Annotated in this window: 18 protein-coding genes; 12 read left to right on the top strand and 6 right to left on the bottom strand. The window is 49.1% G+C overall.

Features of this window, described 5'->3' with window-relative positions:
• Positions 1–217 precede the first annotated feature (217 nt).
• The 4 genes from C7B82_RS04400 to C7B82_RS04390 all read left to right on the top strand — a co-directional run bounded on the left by C7B82_RS04400 (position 218) and on the right by C7B82_RS04390 (position 2,119).
• A complete protein-coding gene (locus C7B82_RS04400; RefSeq protein WP_146141047.1) occupies positions 218–442 on the top strand; it encodes a DUF4174 domain-containing protein in 225 nt (74 codons plus the stop codon).
• Positions 443–598: 156 nt separating this feature from the next.
• Positions 599–1,225 carry a hypothetical protein gene (locus tag C7B82_RS04395; RefSeq protein ID WP_146141046.1) on the top strand — a complete coding sequence of 209 codons (627 nt, stop codon included), beginning with the start codon at positions 599–601 and terminating at the stop codon, positions 1,223–1,225.
• A gap of 335 nt (positions 1,226–1,560) precedes the next feature.
• Positions 1,561–1,719, top strand: coding sequence for a hypothetical protein (locus C7B82_RS31930; protein ID WP_181357343.1), 159 nt, complete (start codon positions 1,561–1,563; stop codon positions 1,717–1,719).
• A gap of 157 nt (positions 1,720–1,876) precedes the next feature.
• Positions 1,877–2,119 (top strand): hypothetical protein, encoded by a 243-nt coding sequence (locus tag C7B82_RS04390; protein ID WP_106255084.1) that lies wholly within the window; start codon positions 1,877–1,879, stop codon positions 2,117–2,119.
• Positions 2,120–2,303: 184 nt separating this feature from the next.
• On the opposite strand, the gene C7B82_RS04385 is transcribed toward C7B82_RS04390, so the two are convergent.
• Genes C7B82_RS04385 through C7B82_RS04370 form a run of 4 tightly spaced genes read right to left on the bottom strand, consistent with a single transcriptional unit; the run spans position 2,304 to position 9,632 of the window.
• Positions 2,304–4,355 (bottom strand): AIPR family protein, encoded by a 2,052-nt coding sequence (locus C7B82_RS04385; protein WP_106255083.1) that lies wholly within the window; start codon positions 4,353–4,355, stop codon positions 2,304–2,306.
• Entirely contained in the window at positions 4,352–5,359 is a 1,008-nt protein-coding gene (locus tag C7B82_RS04380) for a PD-(D/E)XK motif protein (protein ID WP_106255082.1), read from the bottom strand. Before C7B82_RS04380 ends, C7B82_RS04385 begins: the two co-directional genes overlap by 4 nt.
• A complete protein-coding gene (locus tag C7B82_RS04375; protein WP_106255081.1) occupies positions 5,356–8,112 on the bottom strand; it encodes a Z1 domain-containing protein in 2,757 nt (918 codons plus the stop codon). The genes C7B82_RS04380 and C7B82_RS04375 overlap by 4 nt, the downstream gene beginning before the upstream one ends.
• A complete protein-coding gene (locus tag C7B82_RS04370; protein ID WP_106255080.1) occupies positions 8,109–9,632 on the bottom strand; it encodes an ATP-binding protein in 1,524 nt (507 codons plus the stop codon). The genes C7B82_RS04375 and C7B82_RS04370 overlap by 4 nt, the downstream gene beginning before the upstream one ends.
• Before the next feature lie 327 nt (positions 9,633–9,959).
• Between C7B82_RS04370 and C7B82_RS04365 the strand changes: the two genes are divergently transcribed.
• The 8 genes from C7B82_RS04365 to C7B82_RS04335 are packed head-to-tail and all read left to right on the top strand — an operon-like array spanning position 9,960 to position 18,671.
• Positions 9,960–10,946 carry a magnesium chelatase ATPase subunit I gene (locus C7B82_RS04365; RefSeq protein ID WP_245939725.1) on the top strand — a complete coding sequence of 329 codons (987 nt, stop codon included), beginning with the start codon at positions 9,960–9,962 and terminating at the stop codon, positions 10,944–10,946.
• The gene (locus C7B82_RS04360) at positions 10,939–12,876 is read left to right on the top strand and encodes a hypothetical protein (RefSeq protein ID WP_106255078.1); all 1,938 of its coding nucleotides are present in this window, start codon (positions 10,939–10,941) and stop codon (positions 12,874–12,876) included. The genes C7B82_RS04365 and C7B82_RS04360 overlap by 8 nt, the downstream gene beginning before the upstream one ends.
• Positions 12,876–14,900, top strand: coding sequence for a 5'-methylthioadenosine/S-adenosylhomocysteine nucleosidase family protein (locus tag C7B82_RS04355; RefSeq protein WP_219903988.1), 2,025 nt, complete (start codon positions 12,876–12,878; stop codon positions 14,898–14,900). Before C7B82_RS04360 ends, C7B82_RS04355 begins: the two co-directional genes overlap by 1 nt.
• On the top strand, positions 14,893–17,463 hold the full coding sequence (locus tag C7B82_RS04350) for an NACHT domain-containing protein (RefSeq protein WP_106255077.1): 2,571 nt from the start codon (positions 14,893–14,895) through the stop codon (positions 17,461–17,463). The genes C7B82_RS04355 and C7B82_RS04350 overlap by 8 nt, the downstream gene beginning before the upstream one ends.
• Positions 17,464–17,492: 29 nt before the next feature.
• The gene (locus C7B82_RS04345) at positions 17,493–17,720 is read left to right on the top strand and encodes a hypothetical protein (protein ID WP_106255076.1); all 228 of its coding nucleotides are present in this window, start codon (positions 17,493–17,495) and stop codon (positions 17,718–17,720) included.
• Positions 17,720–17,935 (top strand): hypothetical protein, encoded by a 216-nt coding sequence (locus C7B82_RS31295; RefSeq protein WP_146141045.1) that lies wholly within the window; start codon positions 17,720–17,722, stop codon positions 17,933–17,935. The genes C7B82_RS04345 and C7B82_RS31295 overlap by 1 nt, the downstream gene beginning before the upstream one ends.
• 9 nt (positions 17,936–17,944) lie before the next feature.
• Positions 17,945–18,196 carry a UPF0175 family protein gene (locus C7B82_RS04340; protein WP_106255075.1) on the top strand — a complete coding sequence of 84 codons (252 nt, stop codon included), beginning with the start codon at positions 17,945–17,947 and terminating at the stop codon, positions 18,194–18,196.
• Positions 18,189–18,671, top strand: a complete 483-nt coding sequence (locus C7B82_RS04335; protein ID WP_106255074.1) for a PIN domain-containing protein — start codon at positions 18,189–18,191, stop codon at positions 18,669–18,671. The genes C7B82_RS04340 and C7B82_RS04335 overlap by 8 nt, the downstream gene beginning before the upstream one ends.
• Before the next feature lie 38 nt (positions 18,672–18,709).
• Here C7B82_RS04335 and C7B82_RS04330 read toward each other — a convergent pair whose 3' ends face one another.
• Both C7B82_RS04330 and C7B82_RS04325 read right to left on the bottom strand, forming a co-directional pair.
• A complete protein-coding gene (locus tag C7B82_RS04330; protein ID WP_106255073.1) occupies positions 18,710–19,081 on the bottom strand; it encodes a calcium-binding protein in 372 nt (123 codons plus the stop codon).
• A gap of 47 nt (positions 19,082–19,128) precedes the next feature.
• The gene (locus C7B82_RS04325) at positions 19,129–19,680 is read right to left on the bottom strand and encodes a hypothetical protein (protein WP_106255072.1); all 552 of its coding nucleotides are present in this window, start codon (positions 19,678–19,680) and stop codon (positions 19,129–19,131) included.
• Positions 19,681–19,809: the final 129 nt, after the last annotated feature.

The following is a 19,809-nucleotide window of genomic DNA, read 5'->3' as shown; positions in this document are numbered from 1 at the left end:
ACCTGATTGCAGTGAAGGTGTAGTCTCAGCCCCAGCCATGCTGCCGTGCTTTGTGCCTGTGCTTGTGCTACCGCTGCTTCTAGCCTGCCCCAACGCTCAGCCTCTCAGTTTGATGAGTCAAACATCGGAGTCTTCGCTACCAGCGTCACTATGCCACCCTGCGGGTTTTATCAACGCCTGCACAGAAAGGCGTTGATTTTAAGCTGAGTGACCAGTGGTGGCAACACCGCCTGTGCTACTTTTTGCCCCCTCAGAGCGATCGTCTGCCTATCAGGCGCAGCTACAAACATGGCAGGCTCACACCGTTGGTAGCTGCGAGCGTGATCTTAAGTTGGTAGAAGTTTTAGCGGCAGGAACCAGTCGATCGCAACCTGGCAGCACTGGGAAGGCGATTGCGCTGCTGGCGTTGATGCACCACACGCTCGGAGGGCAGCAAGTGTAGCGCATCACACGCCCAAAGTGACCAGGAAAAGTATGGTTCATTGCCAGGAAACGCTTGGTGCCGTGCGAGTGTGGCAGGCATGATGAAAAGTATGCCGCTGGCACGCTTTTTGGTGGAGTGGCTTTGTCGTTTGAAACAGAGGTGAGAGATATGGTCATGAATAACTGGACCCCCAAGGCACTGCAACAGTTGCATCATGCCGTCACCCAGGTAGACTACCACAGCCTGTTCGCTTACTACGGCTATCCTGTGGGCTTTCTGAACGGCGGGTGTTGGCTGATCGCGAAAGCGATCCAACAGGTAGCAGGCGGTGCACTGCATTACGTTGCGGCGAAGGTTGAGCCCGCGTCTGTGGGTGATGTTGTCCATACGGTGGTCAAACTCGGCGACGATGCCTTCATGGATGGGCGTGGGTTACACACGCGCGCGCAACTGCTCGCACAATGCGCACGCCTTCAGCAGCACAACCCGACGCGCCTGTCACTCCAACCTTTATTCTTTTTCCCCAACGTCTGGGAGCGCAACCTGGCAGTGAGCGAGGCGATCGCCTGGGCGATTACACAAAAGCTCGTGGCACAGGAGGAGGCGAGTGAGGAGCCATCTGAGCCCTGGCTGGAGGATGAGGATGATCCCCCTGTCAACTGCTTCCCTGCCCTTGACGGCTTGGATCTTGCCAGTCTCTTTGACCAAGGCAACCGTCCGCCACGACCCGTTAATGAGACAGAGGGGCGAGTCCGCCACCTAACGCTGCTTGACCCCTGTCCGCCAGTGCTCGATTGGTGACCGGGCTCGCTGGGTGCTCGCCAGCACCCAGCCGACTGTAACCCCTTGGCCAGCCGCTGCTCCTCGACAAAAGTGGCGGCTACCGTTCCGAGCAGCACTTTTTCCTCACGCGAGACGGCGATTGTTTCCGGTTGTTGCTGCCAAACGAAGCGATTCAGGTAAAGTGACTACCCTAACCACCACGCCAAGACCTAAGCTACTACCCAAACCGCTGGCGGAGGCTAGAGACCAGCCTGGTGCTGACCCTCGATCGACGCTAAGTCAAGGTGCTGCAAAGCTCTGATTAGCAGCGCGTGCAGTAGAATCAAGGCAAAGTATCGTCCTCAAGGCCCACAGTGGCAACTGCTTCCACGTCCTACCTGCTAACCTTACCCAAAGACGAAGCGATCGCCTTCGTCGCCTCGTTGCAAACAGTGCAAAACCACTTGAGTCAGGCACTCCTGCGGCTGGGAAACGCAGGTACAGCAAAAGACAGAGCAACTTCAAGGCATTAAAACCATACTCTCTGAAGCCGATATATTAGGACTGGTAGTGGCTGCTCCGCACTCGATACCAGTTGTTAGCACTCATGAAAGCGCTTCTGAGGTGCCTGCTACAGAAAATGGAAGCCCTTTACCGACCATAGCAACGGAGCCAGTCGTAACTGCGATCATGGCACGACCCACTAAAAACCCATCAACGCAACCGCATCGTCAGCCAGGGAGTGTCGATTCTGCAGAAGTATCGCGTGACTCTCAGTTATCGGCTGCCATCAAAACCAGCACTGCAAAGGCTGAGCAGCCAAAACCATCAATACTACCAGCAAGCAAAGTGAAGCAGCGTGGTAAAGCCTCTCCTTTACAGCCGTTCTTGAAAAGTCAATGGTGTGACAAAGCCCTCAGAGCCATCTTTTGAGCCTCGTTGAGTCCGATCGTATGGCTGATGTTCATGCCTTCGTAGGGAAGCAGCACTCTCAAGGTTGATTGGCAATAGTGTTCAAGGGGCCGACGCTTGATCGTTTGAGTCAGGGAGCTGTATGCTACGGCTGGTTACGGATGGAAGAGTAGGCTGTGGAGTTGCTCGGTTTGAAAATTGCAAATTAGGCTGAAACTTTGAATCCTAAACGCTCAATCTCCTCCAGGATTTCCATCCCGCGCAATGCCTGTTTACGGGATGGCAGCTTCTCCTGACTGGCAAGCTTGCCCAGACTGACCGTAAGGCTACGTTGCCAGGGTAGTAAATTACCTGTCTCTTTCGCCCAGTGAGCAATCTCAAACCAGGTTTCAGCAGCAAGGCTGGCAATCTCATGAATCAGCTGCTGTTCAGCGATATCAGGTTCATCTATACCACGGTTGCCCAGCTTGCCTGCGTCTCTCGTGCCAAGCAATAGAGGCGCTAGCGCGTCAGGCAAACGTACTTCAAGTTTTTTCACTGCCTCCCAGCAGGCTTCTTTCTTACACCACTCCGTGACATTACCGCTACCAGGTGGCTGAGTGATCACCTGATGCACGGCTATGGCAACCAGTGTGATGGCACCCTGAAGCGCTTTGGGAACATCCTGGTCTTTCCAGAGCACATTCAGGTCGATCGTTTGAGCCGTTCGATGGCTCAGGTAAGCCAGCGTGTAGGTCACAATGTTTGCCCGATAGCCGCCAAACGCCTGTGCCTGCACCAGTTTTTCAGCTTTCTTAAACAGGATGGCTTTGGCAATCAGATGCTTGAAATAGGTTTCATCGACCACAAAGCTGCCGCGCTGCTTCAGGCGTACAGTGAAATCATTGAAGTTCTTCTGTGCTCCTCGACTGACCAAGTGCGGTAACTGATTCCAGGTGTGTTCGTATTTTGCCAGATCGGTTTTCGTAAATTTCTGGGCAGTGGGGTGGAGCACCGCAAAGTCCTTCTGTTTGGCAGGTGTCAACCGATTTTTGGCATCCAGATACTGCCCTCTTGCCCGTTCGTAAAACCAGCGCGTTTGTTTTTGACTGCCATCCACGGCAGGTGCCCAGATGGTGCGGGAGCGTTCCTCAACCTGAATGTGGAAAGGATCATTGGCTGAGAAGTCCGCATCGCTGACCTTGTTCTGACTATTAGCGTAGCGGGAGATGAGCGGCACGATTTCGTCTAACTGCTCCCGATCAACAATCGTGATTTTTGCCTGAACATGAACCTCTGCAAGATCCGCTTTATCTTTACGGGCTGCCTGAAAAATAGAGGCAGTGGTCTGTCCGCCATTGACAATCTGGAGATCACGAATCCAGGTGATCGCCTTACCTCCCGGTAAATCCACGAAACGAATGGCTTCCGCAGTGGCAGAAATGCCATTGTTGTATGCCAGAAAGCGCTGCGGTTGTTCGCTCAGGGTACTCCGAATACCTTTATTGACCTTACCTTTTGCCTGAAGGAAGGAGCGGACGTTGCGTTCCAGCAGGCGAGAACCGTACTCATCGTAAAGTTTATAGAGAATGTCACCGGGAACGATCGCCAGACAGGCTTCATAGTCTGCTTGTGTAGCAGGGCTAACTAGGCAAGGAATGGTTGCCCCATAGCGCTCTTGGAAATCAATCTCGATCGCTTCTCGTCGCTGCCCGGAGGTCACACACTGATAAAGGCGACGGATATCCCAGATGTGCGAGGAAAAGGTAATGTCGCCCTGCACAGTCTCCTGCCAGACTTGTTTAGTCGTCAGCCCATCGGTAAAGACAAAGAGCCGAATGCGATTCAGTTTTCCCTTAAGACTAAAAACGAGATTTGCCATGTCGAAGGCACAGGATGCTTCTTCAAGCGATTGGTACAGCCCTTTGAAGGCTTGCTCGACAAATTTGATCAACCGCTTTAAGGCACTGGTGACTTCATCTTTCCGCACCGTCGCAGGGGGTATCTGTTGGGTGTAGATCGAGGTAAAGAGGTTCAGGCATTCGTCGTCTTCATGGAGACTGTAACCGTTAATCTTCATGCCTCTGGCAACGTAGTGACAGACGTGCCCATCTTCCAGTTCTCCAGCCTCCGTCAGGTAGCCGATTATCAATTGGGTAAAGGCATCCTCACGGAAGGAGTTTCCCTCATCATGATCCCCGCCTGCTTCGGCTGCCATAATGACTTCCTGGCGGAGATTTTCAGCAAACTGGGTCAGTTCCAATTCATCATTGTTCATGATTGAACTCCAATGAGTGACAAAACATCAGCTTCAGCGATCGCAAACCGCTTGCACTCCGCAACGCTGATAGTGTAACGAACGTCACCGATGCCATTGCAAAGATCCGACTCTATAATTCTGGGGAAGCCTCCCTCAACCTTGAAATAGTTAGTTTCACGAACTATGTAGCCAATTTGCTCATACCGCAAAGCGTGGATATCCAGGTAGCCTACTGCAAAGAGATGGTTTTCAAATTCTTCTCTTGCGGCTGAATGATTTACCAGCAGCAATCTCAGACTGGTAACAATGTCTGGCAGCGCCTCTCCTCTTCCCGGACGGGAATCTAGAGACAGATGCAGCAAGATCAGAGTACCTGTACCTGAGTCGTCTAACTGTCGTTCACTGGCGATCGTTAGCTTCTGATGCTGTTTGGATATGGTTGTTTTAACCTCAATAGCACTTCTGGCAAACTGGAAGTCTTGCTGAGTTCCGCGCGGACCGGTCCAGAACTGAATGCCTCTGAGCGGTTCAAGGCTCAGAGATGCCACCTGTCTTAGAAACCAGAGTTCTCCATAAAGTCCTCGCTGCTGTTCCTCGCTCAAGCCGTCGGGTTGATTGGCTTTGAGGAATGCCTGCCAGCGTTTGAGGCGAACAATGAATTCTTCCAACCCCGCCTCTTCAGTTTTTTTTTCAGCAACTCCTGCAATTATGTCATCAGCCAGTGCCGTAAAGATATCAGAATATCGACTCTGGGTCAGGGTGAGTTGAAGTGTCAAATAATCTGGACTTTCGCCTGCTAATTGCATTAGTTGAACCTGAAAACCCGCAGATTCTGGATATTCTTGAATTAATTCGATAATTATTCGCCTTGCTTTTAGAAGCAGTGTTCGTGTTCCTTGAGGTTCCATGACAGCAACTCGTAGATCGCAAATAGAGTCTGGTCGCACTCGTCTAGTTACATACCCAGATCTATCCTGTTGAACATCGCGCTCAAGTTCATTCCAAAGCTCACGAATGCTCATTCTTCCTTTTCATCCCCAAATTCTTCTGAGTAGTACACGTTGTTTACCCGATACTCCACACTGCTTGCATTTGTGCTGCCCGGAAAGCTAATCGCAAAGCCGAGAATAGGGGGTTCCGACGACCATCCGGCATCCTGCGGATCAAGGGGATAGATAAGAAGGAGACCTCTATCAGGCGATCGCTCTCGTCTGAAAGGGTTGCTCGGTTCGCCTTCTACAACCTGCTTCTGTGCTGTGCCATTCTCTTGCTTCATCTCCTCTCTTAGGCGCTTCCGGACTTCTTCGGAGAGATCAATACCCTCATCCACTGGGCTAACCAATCTTTGAATTGAATACCGATCTAGATTGCTGGCTTTTGAGCTTTTACGAGTATATAAGCCAGTTTTATACTCGCCAATGTTGCCATAAATCGGTGTTTCGCCTGGTTTGAAGTTCCTTTTAGATTTCAGTACAACAGTCCAGCTTCTTAATTCATCTTTTGCCAGTTGAGCATTGATGTAATCAGCCAGAAGCTTACTATTTGCTCTCAAAGAATCACGATGCGTTTCCACGTTCTTCAAAAGTTTTACAATATCAGTCCCATGAATATTGTTCCAGATGTAGTCGTCACCACTACTCGCAGTTGGAGCAACATTGGGCTTGCCGCACTCCTCTAAAAACTGTGCGAACTTCTCAAGGTTCCTCCTGTTCTTCAGAGGATCTTTGTAAAAGGCAACCGTCTCGCTGATAGAGCCAGCGTAAGATACTCGTAAAGTCTTACCATCTCTAATTTTGCCAACATTAGAAATTGCGAGTCCTGCGGGATGTGTTCTAACTTTCAACCCAAATTCAGCAGGAGTTTTATCCAGCATCGCCATATAATCAAATTCCTGTCGCAACTCCTCACTGGCAACAGTAATATGTTTGTACCATTCAACTAATTCATCAGTTGTATACAGACGGCAAAGATCGAGATACTTTGGACGGTAACCAAACCAGCGCCCCATTTGCATCAATGTATCGTACATCTTTGAAGCTCTGAGGTAGTAGCTGATCGTTAGACCTTCCAAGGTCAGCCCCCGCGATAGTTTGTCACCGCCAATTGCGATGACATTGAGACCATCCAGGTTCTCTACATAATCTAGAAGATCCTTCGCTTTGCCATTAATGGTTTTAACTTGAATTTTTTGAATAGCTGGTTCCAGGTATACCTTTATCTCCTGCCAGGTATTTTTTGGGACTTCAGGATCGTCTATTGCCTCGGTAGTTGGCACAAAATCTTCATTCCATAGCCTTTCAAGCTCAGATATAAGATGGTCAGGCGAGGCTCCATCTCCGTAACGTAAACGTTGCCGAAGACTCCTCACTTCCTGATCAATTTGAGTTCTGACCTTGTTCTGAACCTCAGTGAAGCGCGTTACATGAACCAGCATCGAATTATGCTCCCTTTCCTGCCCCCGTGCCATTCTTACAGCACAGGAAATGATGAAAGATTTAAGAGCCTTTTTCAAGGAAAACGGTAATATCCCCGGTACATAATCTGTTTTATGTTTATCAGCTATCCAATCTTCGTAGTCTTCGACGTAACGAATAACAGGCAGACCAGTCTGCGCTTCTAAACCAGCTTCAGGATCAGCGCTGAGACCAAAAAAGCGAACTGGACCAATGTAATTGTCTGGGGCAGGTAGATTGATGATGAAGTCTCGTGGGAATAGTTCATCACCGTGTTGCTCTGTACTGGTGTTTAGATTAATAAAGATATTCGCAAATGGAGTTGCCGTATAGCCAACGTAAGAACTTTGGGCAAAACTATGTAACAGCTCTCGAATTCTTGCGTTGATAGTAGTTGGGTTTGTATCTTCATCTCTTGTATTGATCGAAGCATTATCACATTCATCATCAATCAACAGCAGCGGAACATCGTGAATTATTAAGCGTTGAGTCTTGGTGTCTTTTTCTCCATACCTGCCAGTCAACCAGCGATTGAGATTTCTTAGAATTGACCCCTGTTTCTTAACGACCAGCAGTAATGGAACTGCGCTTAAATCGATACTGGAATGCTTAGCAATTGTAAGTTTGAAGTCTCCAGCATCCTCGCTGTGTGTCAATGACTGCACAGGGTGCAGTTTCTCACCTCTGAGAGCACCCACTCCGACTCGAAGATTACTTTGATCGAAGGTCATGCGATACCGCGTGTTATAGCCTAAGAAGCCCTCGTCCAACCGAAGCTGAGTTTGACTCCGCAGGTTATTATGCATTCCTGCCAGAACGACGATCAGTCGATAACCAGCATCAGCGGCTTTACAAATCAGTCCTGTGTAGTTCGCTGTCTTTCCAGACTGAACCTGACCAGCTACCATTCCGCGTCGGTCCCAACTGCCGCTACGAATCGGGTCTTCTAATCGTTCCAGCACCTTATCGGTGAGTTCGTCAACTCGCCGAATAATTCGGGGCGACCAGTGCTTTTCTTCACGCAGGTAGCGTTCATACCGTTTCCAGAAGCTCCACTCAATATGGTCACGCTTTTCAGGTAGCCAGTCTCGGCGATCGTTGCCGTCCAAAATAGTACCCGTTCCGATTCTGACATTAAACCTACTCTGAAGATCCCGGCTAAGCGCCTCCAGATCCACATTGTCGGCATTGCCCTGAAGACTTACCATCTTGATAGCGAGGTCAACTGTTGCTCGAATTACCTCGTCAGTCACATCATCGTTGTGCTTTAAGATAGACAACGAAAAATCAAGCGCTTGTTCATATTCCAGTGAGTGACTCATCTATCCTCCTGATTCTGGTATCGCTCCAGCGCAACTACGATCAAGTCTTCGTGCTTCTGAAAAGGTTCCATGCCTGACAGACATCCCTTTGACTCTTCGATAGTCCATCCATTTTTGAGCAAAGTATCGAGGACCTCAGAAATAATTCCTATCAACTCCTCAGCGTGAACGCCTTCAAAGGGTTGTGTCTGGGAGTAAGGGTGTTCTGTGCTATTCAGGGTAATCAGAGGCACTGGAACTGTTTCTTCAACCAGCCTCAGAAGAGCCTTGAGTTTGAGGGTAAGATTTTCCCCCTCGCTCAATACAGCTTCAACCAGAGGATGCTTTCGATTAAGCCTGTAGAAAGTCTTCCCATGCTTCACCTTTTGCTCCCAGAGATATGAGTAGCTTGCTGAGACCTGTCTGGCAATCGCCTTACCCCGATGTCGATAGATCTCCGTTGCTTTTTTACGAGTCAGTCCTGCAATACGTCTTAAATCTGCTTTCAAGGAAGCGGGCGGACGTGCTCCAGATTTTTTGACATCAATATTCCAGTCACTATCCATTGAATTGGGTAGGTCTACCTGAATGCGAGCAAGTTTGCAGTGTTCTTCCTTCTTAAACTCCAGTCCCAGCCAGTCGCCTGCAACCAGCAAACGTTCATTTCGATAAACATAGAAGCCCTGATGAGCATTCCAGCCCTTTATTCCAGCGGCTCTAGCGTACTTGTTTGAGTCAATCTTGGAATGATGGGGCAGCACATAGGGCTGGACAATCAAATTTTCTCCACCCACACAGAACTTTTCCTCTGGAAGCATTTGCGTCGCCTTTTCGTCTGCCAGAAAAGGATTCCAGGGTTCAACACAGCTATCGTTTAGCCAGATTTTGAGGGGACTTCGCTTTTCAAGAAAGCGATGAAAAACCATTGCCAAATGGTTCTCAATTTTCTCAACCGTATCGAGGAAATGTTCTTGGGCTCTGCGATCATCGGTTCTGGCATCGCCGACCATCCGATCCATACATTCCCAAAGCACAATTGTGCCCTTCGCCATTTCTTTCAAACCAGTCAGTCTGCCATCCGACCCCTTTGCCGCAGAACGGAGAAGCCGCCACTGGTCAGTTTGATTCACATAGTCTAAGTCCCATCTACGAATCGCGACTTCACAGCCTTTATGTCGAGAGGCAACCGTAAGTCTTCTGCATTGTGAGAAGGAGGCAGTTTTAAGTCCCAGCCCAAATCGACCCAGATCATTCGGGTTTCTTTGCTCAAGGGGACTCTGGCTACCCGGTCGCATCGCGTTGACCAGTTCTTCCTCGGTCATGCCTCGCCCATCATCTCTAATGGACATATACGAGTCGGAGCCATCCCAAAAGAAGGTCAACCAGACGTTTTTTGCCTCAGCAGAAATGCTGTTGTCGATGAGGTCAGCGATCGCCGTCTGGATGTTGTAGCCAAAAGCGCGAAGAGACTCGATCATGGCTGAGGCACGAGGCTCGGCAATGTCATAATCTTCCTGAGTTTGTCGTTTGACTGATGGCATTAATTCTGTGCTGACAGGCTTTGTGGCTGGATCTCCGAAAGATAGCCGCAACATTTGTATAACCGATAGCAAAAGGTTCTATGAGCGATCCTAGATCAGAGTTCCCAAAACGGACTGGTTGTGGGTGGAGAAGGGGATCACTTTTCAAGAAGTTCTTGTGAAGGTTGGAAAGCTGGAGATTATAAAACGGCTGTACTTTACTCATTTGCCAGAGGTAAAACGCAACAAACAGTTATTCTCTGACTGCATTCTGCTTTTTAGCAGGCTAGACTACAGAGTTAAGCAAGGCAGTAATTAAACACCTTGAATACAGGCGACGATAGAGCAGTGGAAACCCAGCCTTCAATCGATATGCAGGACACCGCCTCCATAATTCCGATTCTGCCCTACAGCCGGATTGTCGGGCAGGAGCAGATCAAGCTGGCATTGGAGATCGCTTATGTGGCACCGCAGCGACTGGGTGGTGTGCTGATTAGCGGACAGCGAGGGACTGGCAAATCTACGGCAGTACGGGCGTTTGCCCGCATGGTTTACGGTCGGTTGCCCGTGACGCTACCCATTAATGCCACAGAAGATCGGGTAGTGGGTGGGTGGAAGATTGATGCTTTGATGCGGAGCGAATCAACGTGGCAGCCTGGTTTGCTAGTGGAAGCCAACGATCGCCTGCTTTATGTCGATGAGGTAAATCTGCTGGATGATCATATTGTTAATATCATCCTGGACGTGACTTCCACAGGTGTACTGGTGGTGCAGCGGGACGGGCAAAATCAGCAGCCTGAGAAAGTTGCCTTCACGCTGGTTGGAACGATGAACCCGGAGGAAGGAGGGCTGCGCCCTCAGTTGCTCGATCGCTTTGGGTTGATGGTGAGTGTAGCTGCTGAAACGGATGTGGAGAAGCGTTTGGCAATTCTTCAGAACGTGCTGGCGTTCGACCAGGCGATCGCTACTCCGGAGCAGGCTGGACCCTCTGACTGGCTTGAGCAGGCAAAGCAGCAGGATCAGGAGACATTTAAGAAATTACAGCAGGCGAAGAAGAAATTTAACTCAGTTGAAGTCTCCCCAAAGATCTTGGAGCTGTGTATTAAACTGTCTGGCGAATTTCAGGCAGAAGGGAACCGGGGCGATTATGTGTTGGCGATGGCAGCGAAGGCGTATGCTGCGCTAGAAGGAGCATCTCAGGTCACTCGTAGCCATCTTAAAACGGTTGCGCCTCTGGCACTTCAGCACCGTCGTCCCCAAATGGCGCAAAGCAGCCAGGAAATTTGGAGTGATCAGGATCGGGAAACCCTAGAGCAATTGTTAGGCAGTGAGTAAGGCAGGCGCAGACTTAAGCAATCCGCTGCTACGAGGGCTGGCATGTGCCGCCCTCAACCCTGGTCTGCGAAGCATTCTGGTGTTTGACGAGGCGATCGCCACCCTACAATGTGCCGCCCAGAATCTGACCGGGATGCTGAAGCAGGTGACGGGCTACCAGGTTGTGACAGTGCAGCTAGGGGTAGTGGAGACGGAAGAAGACCTGTGGGGCGGACTGGCGTTGCTACGGGGGGATGCCAACGGTTCTTTTGAATGGCAACAGGGACTGCTGGCAGGTGGACGGGGGCAGGAACTGAGGTTAGTCGTTATTCCAGACCTGACGCGGTTGAGTCTGCCAGCAGCGAGAGCCTGTGTGGCGTTGATGGGAACTGAAGTTGCGTATCTGGAGCGGCATGGGCATCAGGATAGCTGGCAGCCGAGGCTCTGCTGGTTAGCGGGTTGTTCGCGACCAGACATTGGCTTGGTGTCGCCTCATTTACTGGATCGGTTTGCCCTGCGGTTGACTGGTCAGGCTTTGGCGAAGACTGATCGCACAGAAGCGATTCAACAATGGCTGCAAGCACCGCATAAGCCGGACTGGGAGGAAGAGCCGCTGCTACCAGAGTGGATGGAACCATTACAGCGAGCGAAATTGCTCCATCCTGAAGTCACTCTGGATGCCCAGAAACGAGTCCTCGATTATATGTCTCCCACGGATAGCTACAGTATTCGGCGCGAACTGGCGCTTCTGCGGCTGGCTCAGGCAAATGCCCAACTTGCAGAAGCAGGTCAGGTGAGAGCACAGCAGGTGGATCTGGCAGCACAGATGATTGGACTGACACCGATCAAGCCATCCCTGGATCTAGCTCCTAAAGAACCTGAACAACCAATCCAACCAGAATTAGCTGCTACAGACTCCCTCATCCAAAGCTCTGCGGGTGATGATCAAGCCTTGCTGGATAAACGGGCACCTGCTCCGATGCAGGAGCCTGTTTATGCGTCTGATACTACAGAAACCCTGCCGTCGCAGCCGCTTCGCATGGAGGGTGCGATCGCCAATCCTTATCCTGAAGACACCATGCCCGTTCAGCGTGAGGCGGCTTTGCTGCGGTTGCCACTCCGACGCTTCAAAAATACGGTGTCAGGGCGAGGAGCCATCGTTGGAGTTGAGCTAGCCACTACTCCACAAGATCTGGCGATCGTCAGTACCCTTCTGGAAGCAGCAAAATACCAACAAATTCGGCGATCGGCATTGCTGGAGCAGCAGGGCTTTCCAAACGAGGTCGAGGTTGGCGGGAAAGGCAGCCCGAATGGGGGACAATCGCTGATTCTTCGACCAACCGACCTGCGGCGATATCGGCGGGCAGTGGTGCCAGAGCAAATGCTGGCGCTGGTGCTGGATCACACCTGCTTGCAGGATTGCAAGTGGCAGGAATCATTATTATCCTACTGGCAGTGGGCGTATGAGGAGCGTGCCAGTGTTTGCCTGATTCAGGTGGGTGCTGCGAATGCTCATCATGAATTGCAGGCAGAGAAGCTGACGGCGGACAAAATCCTGGTGCCTCGCCTTCGTGCGAGCCTGAGCGTTGGGCGAGGACGAGCGACCCCACTGGCACATGGGCTGGATCTAGTCTTGCAGTCGTTACGCCATGCGTTGCAGCATGGTCGTAGTGCCATCCAGCAGGCGGTGTTGGTGGTGATCACCGATGGGCGGGGGAATGTACCACTGGAGACAAGTCGAACTGGAAAGGTAATTCCGCCTGTTGGAAAACGGGGCATTGAGGATGCGCTTCAGGTGGCTCAACAGATTGCTGGACTGAAGGAAGTGAAGGCGGTTGTCTTGAACCCCCAGCCGAAGCACTACAGAGATTTGCCTGTGAAACTGGCGCGGGCTTTGGGAGCAAGAATTGCTGAGATTCCACCTTTGAAAACCTGGGAGGTGGAAGAGTAGTGGTCAGTGATTTCTTTCAACCTGGCACTGGCAACAGGAGTCCTCGGCGATCGCCGGGACTACCTGCTGCTTTAGAGGAAGCAGTTGAGCCAACGCTGGGGTTAGAGAGTGCTCTGGAAGACATGGCAGCAGATCAGCCGATTCCCTCTGTTGTGATTCTCACTGCTCTTCAGGTGGAATACCTGGCAGTTCGTGCCCATTTAAATGAGTGGAACGAGGAGATTTACCGGGATACCATTTACGAGCGGGGCAGATTTATTGCCAATGGGCAGGTATGGGATGTGGTGATTGTTGAGATTGGCATGGGGAATGATGGCGCTGCGGCGGAGGCGGTTCGTGCGATCGACCGCTTTAATCCTGATGTCATGCTGTTTGTTGGCGTAGCCGGTGGAATCAAAGATGTAGCGCTTGGAGATGTGGTGGCGGCAACGAAGGTTTATGGCTATGAATACGGTCGAGCCGAAGAGCAGTTTTTGCCCAGACCAGAACTTGGAGAAGGAGCCTATAAACTGGTAAACCGAGCTAGGGCAGAGGCAAGAAAAACGGACTGGTTGAGACGGGTACAGTCTTCAGTCGCAGGTTCTAAGCCACGAGTCCATGCTGCTCCAATTGCGGCTGGTGAGAAGGTCATTACCTCCACGCGTTCCCCCATTTTTGGGTTTCTCAGACAGCAGTACAGCGATGCGATCGCAGTCGAGATGGAAGGATTTGGGGTCTTAAAAGCTGCTCGGATGGATCAACGGGTCGCAGCGATCGTGATTCGCGGCATTTCTGACCTGATTGACCGGAAGGAAGAGATGGATACGGCTGGGTTCAAAGAAATTGCAGCACGTCATGCCAGTGCGTTTGCGTTTGAGGTGCTGGCAAAATTGTGGGGAGGGGGAATTGCAAGTCCTGTACCAGATACCAGCCAGAGTGGAACTGAAGCAATCGCAGTCCATATCGATGAAACGATTCAAATTCCTCTGGAACGACAGTTTCCCAAAGATGTAGCAATCCTGTATGTGGAAGAGAGAGAGGGCAAACTTGCGCTCAAGGCATTCAATGCTGAGCAGGATTCTCTGGAGCCACTAAAAGATTGCCCACCACCACCCCTTTTACCAGATGAACTGAAGAGTAGTCAGCAAATTAGCGATTTTTTGGGTACATTGGTTGCCTATCGACCACGAAAATGTGCAATGGGGCAGTTTCTGGGATGGTTGCTAACACTGCGTCGGACATTACGCGAAACTGCCAATTTGGAGCTGTCTCGCCTGATTATTAACGACCGAACCGGGTTTGAAATTCCCTGGGAGATGCTGAATCTACCAGGAAATGAAACGCTGGGAACTGTCGTCCAAATGGTGCGCTGGCATGATGTTGATGACCCAGACACATGGGAGCTTATGCCTTTGCCACTCCCAACACTCAAAAAACATAGTTGCCAGGGCAAGATATTAGTTCATGCTGGCGTTGGATACAATACTGAATCTCATAAACCCTTTCAAGTGTTGCGATCTTATCAGACGGTTCACCTTCCAGACTTACAAACATTTTTTAATCGCTTGCAGCAGGCTCAATCAGAGTTCGGCTTGCTCTTTATCGCCAGTCGTGAGTTTCAGTGCCTCTCGAAGGAGACGTTGAAGGCTTACCTGCATTACACAGATGCCATGAGAAGCAATTCCATCGTAGTATTTATTGACGCGCAGTTGTTTCTAGACGGGCAACCTTCCATGAGTTATCGCGAGATAGCAGTGTCCTTTCTGGAAGGTGGATTGAAAGGAGTGATTGGCAGCTTAAAAACCTTGAATGATCCGGAAGCAAATCAGATTGTCCAACACTTTTTTGCAGAGCTTGACCGGGATAGGACGGCAACGATTCCTGAAATTCTGCGACGACTACGAGTCAAAGCCAATCAACGGTTACGACAAGCATTCAATCAGGAAAACTGCCTCCTCTATCTTTCAACCTGCCTGTATGCCTACTATGGTAACCAAATGACGGTACTGGAACTGACTCCGACGGAGGATACAACCCATGACTGATCAGTCTCTTTCACTCGCAGTTAAACCCATCATTACCTACCCGCGTGAAGCACAGGTTGGGAAGACCTACCTGATGACGATAGATCTGCACCCAGACGAGGGATTTGAGTGGCAATATGAGGAAGAAGACTATCCAATTTATTGCAGTGTAGATAGTGATTTATTTAGCAGTAAACCAGTTGGAGAACCCGTTGTAATTCTGCATCGCTTTGGCGGAAGTTATGGCGAAGCCAAGTTTTTACTGACAGCCGCACATGAAGAAGCAAGGGGCACTATCAGAATTGCTCTTGTGAACGCACGGGGTGTGACAGTTAGAAACCTGAGCTTAACTAATGTGAAGACTATTCAGTCAGAGCTAGATAGCGTAGAGCAACTCATAAGGCAGACAGGGAGGTACGGTTACACTCAAACTGTTCGTGGCATAGAGTTCAACTTGAGCCTTGATGAATCACAACATGGCACTACTACTCTTGCCTCTATAAATACAATTTCTATCCAAGATGGTATAGCAGCAATTGCTAATTGGCTCTTGCCAACTGTAGAAGATATCTTTCTTGAACAACGGGAGCAAAACCAGGCAAATATCTCTCAGCGGCTTTATTTCGCTTTAGAAAAATATATTAAGAAATATTCAGAGCAGTATGGAATTCTCAAAGTTTTAGGCATGCGTGAATCCATACCTTTGAGGAATGTATATACCAAAACCCGTTTTTTAGATGCATCAGAAACTTTAAAGTATGAATCAATTGAGAACTTAGAAAACAATTACCGTAAAATAAATAAGCATGGATTTCAAAGAGGAATTAGTCAAAATAAAACCGAATTTGAAATTACAAATGAATATCAGTTTTTAATGGTTTTAGGTGCACCTGGAGCGGGTAAATCTATATTGCTAAGACAGTTGGGAATAAAAATCCTGGAAAAGTCTGAAGAATACGAACATGAATGTATTCCAGTATTTCTAGAATTAAAAAGATTTTCTCCTGAGCTTCCTAAAATCAAGGAAGCTATTGTTCAGGAGTTTGAAGTTTGTAGCCTTCCATCATCTGATCAATTTACGACTAAGTTATTGGAAGAAGGTAAGCTCCTAATTCTACTCGATGGACTAAGTGAAGTACCTTTTGGTCAAATGAGTAGAATAATTGCTGAGATTCAGAATTTTGTAGAGCGGTACAGTAAAAATCGTTTTATTATCTCTTGTCGGACTGCAGCATACAATTATAGCTACAGTTTCAAAAGATTTACTTCTGTGGAGATAGCAAACTTTGATAATTCACAGATTGAGCAGTTCACCAGGAAATGGTTCAACATAAACAGTGAAAAACAGGGAAAAAATGCTCAAATATTTTGGGATTTATTGCAGCAGTCAGAGTATTCCTCGATAAAAGAAATCGCGAATTCTCCTCTATTTCTGACTTTTCTTTGTTTGGTGTTTGAACGTTCACAAGCTTTTCCTGAAAAACGGAGTGCTTTATATAGAAAGGCAGTAGACATTTTGCTAGAGGAATGGGCTGCCGAGAGGCGAATTTCTGGAGAAGAAATTTACCGAGGTTTAAATGCGGACTTAGAGAAAGTTCTTTTGTCAGAAATTGCATTTCTAGCTTTTTCAAGACATCAGCTTTTCTTTACTCAGCGCGAACTCACAGACCACATAAAAACCTTCCTTGTAGAGTGTCTAAATGCTCCTATTAACTTAGATGGGCGTGCAGTTCTTGACAAAATTGAGCATCAACATGGCATTCTAGTTAAACGCGCACAAGATATATACTCTTTCTCTCACCTAACCTTTCAGGAGTATTTTACTGCTATGTATATTGTTGATCATAACAAGATTTCTAATTTAGTTATAGAACACTTGTCCGATAAGCGTTGGCAAGAAATCTTTCTACTTGTAGCAGGGTTAATGCGTGGAGCAGATGAACTATTGCTAAAAATGAAACAGGAAGCAAGCACGTACATAAACACATCGAGGTTAAGAGAGTTATTGCAGTGGGCTGAGTCGGTGACTTCTGTAAACGAGAGTTCTGTTCAGCCTGCTACTGGACGAGCAATAGCCCTACTTTTTGCTCTTAATCGAGATAGTATTATGGATCTACTTCGTATCCTTAATTCCAATGTGTTTCATATTTTAGAGTTGGCACGTTCTTCTGGAATTATCCCCGTCAGAAATCTTGACCATAACTATTTGCCTGGAAGAAGCTCTGATCAAGCGCAAATTAAGGCTATAGCTTCTAATTTAGTAGAGGAACTGGAAAAAAATAGAATTTTTGCAAATATAGATCTTGTACCATTTACTGACCGCTTAGAAAAACTACTTCTACAGCTTCCTAGTGCTAGCCAATCTAATAGCTTGAGTCAAGCTTACAACGAGGGTGTTTCTGAAATTTATCTAAATGAGCTTAAACTTGATCCTACTTTATTAGAATTGACTGAATCAGAGTTGATAGGCATTGATGATTACTTTTATGCAAACTACTTAATAGTACGTTGCAAACAGTCTGCGGTAAGATTATCGCCTAAGTCTTGGGCAAGAATTGAGCAGCAAATGCTCTGTTTTGCTTAATTAAAAGTTAATTATCCTTGAAAGTAACAATGCCAAAATCTAAAATCTTTGAAGAACAATACCCAACTATCCACCGCTTTGTTGAAGAAATCGGCTCGATCGAAATTGGACAGCATGAGATGATTTCATCCTTTGTCCGGGCATATGATTTGGGCGGAACAGTTTACGAGGGAAAAGACAACTATCCCAGTCTCGAAGAAGCACTCCAGGATCTGGAGGCGGGGATTAAAGCCTATCTAGATGAGCATGGTATTTAGTGCCGGAAGTGCCTCCTGATATTTGGGTCGTAAATTCAGGCGAGATGCTGATGAGAGTGAGGCGATCGCTTCACAACTTGAGCGATGCGATCGCCCCTGCCAACCCCTGCCAACCTGCGATCGTTTGCTACCAGGCTAGAGCACGACGAGCGATCGCACCAGGGAGATGGCTGGAAAACGCTATCCTGAAACTAGCCAACGGCAGTTCTCGATGAGTTCCTTCCATGCATACAGTCACCTTTACCATTCCTGACGAAGCCCTGCAAGCGCTCCAAACCACTCCCGACAAGCTGAACCAGGAAATGCTCATGGTTGTGGCTGTGAAGCTCTATGAACTGGGTCGATTATCCTCCGGTGCTGCCGCAAATCTGGCAGGCATTCCCCGAACCGTCTTTCTGAGCAAACTGGGCGACTACGGTGTGGATACCTTTCATCTTACCGAAGCCGAACTGGTCGAGGATCTAGCGAATGCCTGAGGTCATCACCGACACCTCACCGCTTCAATACCTTTATCAACTTGCTCAACTGGATCTGTTACCCGCTCTGTATGGGCAGATCAGAATGCCCCGGGCAGTAGCGGCTGAATTGGCTCAAGGGCGTGTTCAAGGCATTTCGTTGCCCGATCTAACCGCCCTCTCCTGGATGACACTGTGCCCCGTGCCCTCATCCAGCCTGATTCCAGATCTGCCCAATCTCGGCGCAGGCGAACGCGAAGCTCTCAGTTTGGCTGTCACTATTCCTGATGCCCTGGTGATTCTGGATGATGCACTGGCAAGAAGCTATGCCCAACGACTGAACCTTTCAATTACAGGGACATTGGGAGTCCTATTGAAAGGCAAGCAGTCAGGCTACGTGGAGGCGCTGACTCCGCTACTCGACAAACTGAATGCCCTGAATTTTCGTCTGTCTCCAGCGACCCGTGCTGCGGTACTAAAATTGGCAAACGAATGAATGTGAGCCAGAGCGAACGTAGAATTGAGCACTAAACGCTACCCAAACTCATAGCCCTGATTCATCCAGTAATGCCAATCGGCAATAGCCTGCTGCGTCTCTTCGTCTGCCTCGGTCGCCTCAAGCTGAATCAATGGCACTGCCAGCGTATCGCCCTCCCAGTCGATCTCCACAAACATTTCGCGATCGCACTCATCCTCTGGTGCCATACCCACCACTTCAACGATCGCGCCTTCCTTCAAGGGAGAACTGCGCCGCTGACTAATGCAGGTTGCAGTGAAGGGAAACTGCATTGTGTCCTGCAAGTAGTAGTACCAGCCCATCGCCTGCTCTTCCGGACCATAGGCATCCACCACAATTTCCATTGTGATGCGCTCTTCCCGCTCCTCGTCCCGTTCATCCTTCGCCATCACAGAACCCTTTTGTTCACGGCTGAATCATCCACCCAGGCTCAAGGTCAGCGCCCCTTTGCCAGGTCAGCATAAATGAACGTTTCAACCCCCAACACAATTAGAAGGAGAAGCTCCACCCAGGACAGAAGCGTCACCCCTACAGGCGGCTTGGGCACCAGGAACCAGAAGGCTGCCAGCGCAATCAGCCCCGAAACGACAAACGTGATTTCATCCACAATCAACTGCTGAACCTTGCGCCGCATCCGTCGTGGGTCGCTCCGATGAGCAATCTCCCAGCCAAACAGTGACTCCAGATCGCTGTAGCCCGTCTTTTCTTTCACCCTTTCTACCAGGGTGAGGCGGATGTACCTGCCGATCGCTGAAATTTTCTCATCGTTAACCAGGTAAGTCCAGCCCAAAATCAGGCATACCCACGGGATGACGAGAAAGGCATAGTAGTTAGAGGGGTTAGAAACCGCAAAGGAGACGACTGTCCCCAATAAGCCCAGTGTGACGTAAAGCAGGTTGTCCCGAAAGCCAATCCGCTGAGCCTGCTCCGACTTCAGCTTGTCATATTCCTTAAAAAAGATTTCGAGCACCGGGTCTTTGTCACTCATGGCGGCATCCTGCACTGTAGCCCTGCTCTGCTATTTTGGCTGATTGGCGAAACGAACACCAGCAACACCAGAAAACTGGGCGATCGCTCCTAAAAAAGCCAAAATAAGAGAAAATAAGCCGTCACGAAA

This window comes from Stenomitos frigidus ULC18, assembly GCF_003003795.1.
Classification (GTDB): Bacteria; Cyanobacteriota; Cyanobacteriia; order Leptolyngbyales; family Leptolyngbyaceae; genus Stenomitos; species Stenomitos frigidus_A.
The sequence above is the reverse complement of the archived record's forward strand: the minus strand, read 5'-3'. Positions and strand labels throughout refer to the sequence as shown.